We start from the raw sequence: 4928 nt of genomic DNA on the forward strand, positions 1-4928 counted from the left end.
ATAGAACTATCGCCATCGGAAAGGTCCAACAATTCAGCATAGTATAACTCAACATCATCATATCTTGGAAGATTTATGAGTTCGTTTATGTGTTCAAGGTCATCGGGTTCTTTGGGAACTTCACCTGAACAGTTAAAAATTAATTTATTATCTACAAATTTTATATCAAGATGAATATTATTTCCTCCGATGTGAAAGTAATATTCTAAAAGTCCGGAACTTATAAGTTTAGATTTGTGTTTTTGGTCTTCTATCATAATGTCTCCTTAAATTAAGCATTATTTTTTTATATTCTTTCAAAATTGGCACCAACATTGCAGCTACAAAACCACCTGAAAATCCATTGTTGTATAGATTTATTCCTCCATGAACAGCACCTATGTTAAATACAAGCGCCATGTGTAGAAATCCTGAAATGATTCCTGGGAAGAAACCAAATTCTCCAGTGATAGGAGCAAGAGTCGTGCCGAATAACCCTGCCAATATACTTGATGTAGCTGTTATATCATAGATGTTTAATAGCGAAGCTAAATATACGCCGACTAAGATTGGAATAGAATTTTTAGGGTGTTTACCGAATGCGCCAAAGGCAGTTACAGAAAGTATTCCACCGATTATAGGGCCGTTGAATTTACCACCAATTAATATAACATAATTAGTGGATATAAGTCCCATAATTCCCATATTAATAATAGTCGGATACAGTCCATTTAGAGATATGAAATCACTTGGAAGACGGCCGGAGTTTTTCAAGATGTTTGAAAAACCTTTGAAGCTCATCTTATTTTTAACAAAACCATATAAAATCATTGCTATAAATATTGAGTACAATAATATTCTTATTCTAAAATCATTTTCTAAATACACAACATTCACTGTTTCAATTTCTAAATCAAACATCCTGAGCCCACCAACGACTATCATTCCAATAATGCCGGCAGTAAAGCCGGAGTTATACAAGTTATAACCTTGATGGAAACGAAGACAAGCCGCCGCCACAGGAGTTATTATAAGTCCTATTAAAATCCCCACAGCATAACTGATTAAAAATCCTTTTAAAAATGAATATCCAAATGCAAAAGTAATCTCACTCACAATAGGTCCTAAAGCTGTACCAAAAAGTGCGGGTAAGATAACAGATTTTAAATCTGAACCTTCAAGTTTTGCATATAGAAAAACTCCCAATGTTATTGGAATGGAATTGTAAATATTTTTTCCGAAGAAGGCAAATCCTGTAACCAATATTATTGCGGCAACTTCAGAGCCATTTATATCATTTTTAAGTGATTTTGTAATTGAAACAGATACAAACATTATGGTAGAAGCGTTAAAAAATGCTGCACCAATTCCTCCAACTGCCATGTAATCAGTTAAAAGATTTGATGGAGTAACTAATATTTTGAAAAATCCATTCAAAACTTCAAATGGTGTATTAAAAATAAATGATGAAAAAAATAGTACAGATGCTAAAAAATATAATAGTTTATAAATCTGGGCTGAGTTTTTATCTCTAAAATGCATAGCTCACTTCCTTTCTACCAATAATTATATTTTAAGAAAAAAACAAGTTCAACAGTTTATTTAGATAAACTGATTACAAAACTTTAAAAAAACATTTTGTAAGAGTACAATATAAATAATAAATGTAATTAGCTGATATGGCTCAGTTGGTAGAGCAATTGATTCGTAATCAATAGGTCGGGGGTTCAAATCCCCCTATCAGCTCCAAAAATTTGATGTTATGTAAGAAATTGGATAAATCTTAATTATATATTCAATTTAAATTTCAATTTACTCTTGGTATGAAAAACAACTTCAAATATAATGTAATATAGGGAAGTTTTTTATTGTAGATTTTTGCTATTTTAGCATATGGTATAATGAAAATAAGAAGGTAATTTATGAGATTAAGACTTAATGAAAAGAGAAATATAAATTTAACGGAAGGTTCAATAGTTTCAGGAATAATATACTTTGCAATACCTTTACTACTGTCTAATTTTCTACAACAGCTTTATAATACTGCAGACCTTATGATAGTTGGACAATTTGCAGGAAAAAATCCAATGGCGGCAGTAGGAGCAACAGCACCAATAGCCAATTTATTGATTGGATTGTTTGTTGGACTCACAACAGGAGCTTCAGTTGTAGTAAGTCAATTTTATGGTTCAATGGATAGAAAAAATTTGCGCTCGGCAATACATACTTCCTATGCAATAGCAATTGCAGGAGGTATATTACTTTCTGTAATAGGTTGTGTCTTTGCTCCTATGATTTTGAATATGATGAGCACACCGCAGGAAATTATGCATGATTCAGTGTTATATATGAGAATATTCTTCATTGGTATGGTGCCACTTTTGGTATACAACATGGGTGCGGCAATTTTAAGAAGTGTTGGCGACTCAAGAAGACCATTTAATTTTTTGGTTATATCAGCTTTAGTAAATGTCGTTTTAGATATAATTTTTATAGCTTTATTTAAGATGTCCGTAGTTGGAGCAGGTATAGCAACAGTTTCTTCTGAAGTTGTATCAGCAGTGCTTGTAACTTACAACCTTGTAAAATCGGACAGAGTTTTCAGATTAGATTTAAAAGATATAAAATTTTACAGAGGTTCCCTTGGAATAATATTTAAAATAGGTATTCCAACGGGAATAGCTTCAGCCGTAATATCATTTTCTAATGTTATGATTCAAGGTATGATAAATAAATTTGGACCGGATGCTATAGCCGGTGCTGCAGCGGAGGGTAGAGTAGATGGTTTTATATTTCTATCTCTTGACGCAATAGCTCTTGCAGCGACAACTTTTTCAGGTCAAAATTTTGGAGCAGGAAAAATTGACAGGATAAAAGAGGGGGTTAAGATTTCTCTTTACATGGTTCTTGGGATTTCATTTGTGTTAGGAGTTTTGGGTTATACTTTTGCAGTTCCTTTAATATCTATGTTTAACAGTGACCCGGGAGTTGTAAAATATGGTGTAGACTTTATGAGATATTTGATTTGGGCTTATGTTTTCTTGGGAAGTAGTCAAGTATTAAGTGGATTTATAAGAGGTTCAGGAAGTGCAATTGTGCCGATGTATATCTCTATAATTTCAATGTGTGTAATCAGATTGATTTTCCTATATTCAGTAATGAGCTTTAGATATCAAATTGAAGTGATTTATGTATCATATCCACTTACATGGATTATATCTTTTGTAATGATGGCTATTTATTATAAGTTTGGGAATTGGAAAAGTGGTGCTTTAAGTAATGTATCGGAGTAGAGTTTTAAAAAAATTTAATGAGAGTGAAGTAATAAAGCCTTTGTGTTTTGGAATTTTAGTTGGAGCTTTGGCGGGTATAATATCTGTTTTTTACAGATATTTAATTCATTTTACAGATGACCTTAGAAAATATGTCTATGGATTAGAGCCTTTGTATTTATTGTTTATAGTATTGATATTTATTGCAATAGGAACTTTAGCAGCAAAGCTCTTGAAATGGGCTCCCTTTTCAGGCGGTTCAGGGATTCCACAAATAAAAGCTGAATTAGAAGGTCAAATTGAAATGAGAGCTGAAAGAGTAATAGTTTCAAAGCTTGCAGGTGGAAGTTTGTTAAATATCGTGGGACTTTCACTTGGTAGAGAAGGCCCTTCAATTCAGACAGGTGGCATGGTAGGTAAACTGTGTGGAAAGCTCTTTAAATTAAAAGCCGAAGATGTGAAGATGTTGATTTCAGCAGGAGCAGCCGCAGGATTATCAGCAGCATTTAATGCACCAATAGCAGGTGTTATGTTTTGTGTAGAAGAATTACACAAAGAAGTTTCTCACAGAATATTAGTGCCAACTATTGCAGCTACAACGGTTGCTAATTCAGTTTCATATTTACTTATGGGACATGAAAGATCATTTTCATTCAGAGTAGATGAAATTTTACCATTAAAATATATTTGGGTGGCAGTGATTATAGGAATAGCAACGGGCATTATAGGTATGCTATTTAATAGAGGAATTTTAAAAAGTCAAGACATTTGGAATAGGGCGAAGATTTCAATGGAAACTAAGATGCAAATCTTAGTAGTTATTGGAATGTTTATGGGAATTTTATTCTTCCCGGTTACTGGAGGCGGACACGGACTAGTTGAGAATTTTGCCAAAGGTCAATATGGAATAAAGATTTTAATAGCATTTTTGATATTAAAAATGGTGTATACAGTGGTAGCTTATGGAAGTGGAGCTCAAGGAGGTATCTTTTTACCGGTGCTTGTTCTTGGAGCAATAGTAGGCTCTTGTATCTACCAATTACTCGACCAAAATATTTTTAATATATACTTAATTAACTTTATAATACTAGGAATGGTGGGAATCTTATCAGCAGTGGTAAGAGCGCCGATACTAGCTATAATATTGGTGTTGGAGATGACAGGGAATTTTTCGGTAATGCTTATGCTTGCAGTGGTCAGTATAGTGGCATTAGTTACAGCTGAAATGTTAAACTGTCCACCAATATATGACAGTCTTTATGTTAGAATTGTGAGTAAATTATGATAAAAAGTGAGCATTTGAGTTTTAAAGAAATGCAATTGGAAGATGTAGGTCAATTTAGAAATTGGGGTAAGCACAAATCTAAAATGTATGATGATTACAATTTTTCAGAGCAAACAGAAGAAAATGTAAAAAATTGGTATGAGTGGAAGACAAATGTAGCAATGTCGACATACTATACTATATTTTTAAAGGAAATAGCAATAGGGTATATCTCTTTTAAAAATCAAAAACCAATTTTAAAAACAGCAGAGCTTGGAATTGTATTAGACCCAAATTATATAAACAAGGGATTTGGGTATGAAACTTTAATGGAAATGCTTAAATTTTATTTTATTGAATTAGGATATAATAAAATCTATTTAGATGTTGCAAAATACAACAAAAGAGCGTAT

The 4928-nt window shown here is 32.6% G+C and carries 5 protein-coding genes and 1 tRNA gene; 4 read left to right on the plus strand and 2 right to left on the minus strand.

What is annotated here, in order from left to right; genetic code table 11:
- Positions 1-257, minus strand: a 257-nt coding sequence (locus HMPREF9129_RS11630) for a hypothetical protein (RefSeq protein ID WP_004819733.1), incomplete at its 3' end; no start/stop codon positions are given.
- Positions 229-1521 carry a DUF1576 domain-containing protein gene (locus HMPREF9129_RS01870; protein ID WP_004819734.1) on the minus strand — a complete coding sequence of 431 codons (1293 nt, stop codon included), beginning with the start codon at positions 1519-1521 and terminating at the stop codon, positions 229-231. The genes HMPREF9129_RS01870 and HMPREF9129_RS11630, both read right to left, overlap by 29 nt.
- A 131-nt stretch (positions 1522-1652) precedes the next feature.
- Between HMPREF9129_RS01870 and HMPREF9129_RS01875 the strand changes: the two genes are divergently transcribed.
- The 4 genes from HMPREF9129_RS01875 to HMPREF9129_RS01890 form a co-directional block, all read left to right on the plus strand.
- Positions 1653-1728: transfer RNA gene (locus HMPREF9129_RS01875), tRNA-Thr, on the plus strand.
- A 173-nt stretch (positions 1729-1901) separates the two neighbouring features.
- The gene (locus HMPREF9129_RS01880) at positions 1902-3272 is read left to right on the plus strand and encodes an MATE family efflux transporter (protein ID WP_004819736.1); all 1371 of its coding nucleotides are present in this window, start codon (positions 1902-1904) and stop codon (positions 3270-3272) included.
- Positions 3259-4536, plus strand: coding sequence for a ClC family H(+)/Cl(-) exchange transporter (locus tag HMPREF9129_RS01885; protein ID WP_004819738.1), 1278 nt, complete (start codon positions 3259-3261; stop codon positions 4534-4536). Before HMPREF9129_RS01880 ends, HMPREF9129_RS01885 begins: the two co-directional genes overlap by 14 nt.
- A partial coding sequence (locus tag HMPREF9129_RS01890; protein ID WP_004819739.1) for a GNAT family N-acetyltransferase occupies positions 4533-4928 on the plus strand: 396 nt, incomplete at its 3' end. The genes HMPREF9129_RS01885 and HMPREF9129_RS01890, both read left to right, overlap by 4 nt.

The sequence above is a fragment of the Peptoniphilus indolicus ATCC 29427 genome (assembly GCF_000227315.1).
GTDB classification, from domain to species: Bacteria; Bacillota; Clostridia; order Tissierellales; family Peptoniphilaceae; genus Peptoniphilus; species Peptoniphilus indolicus.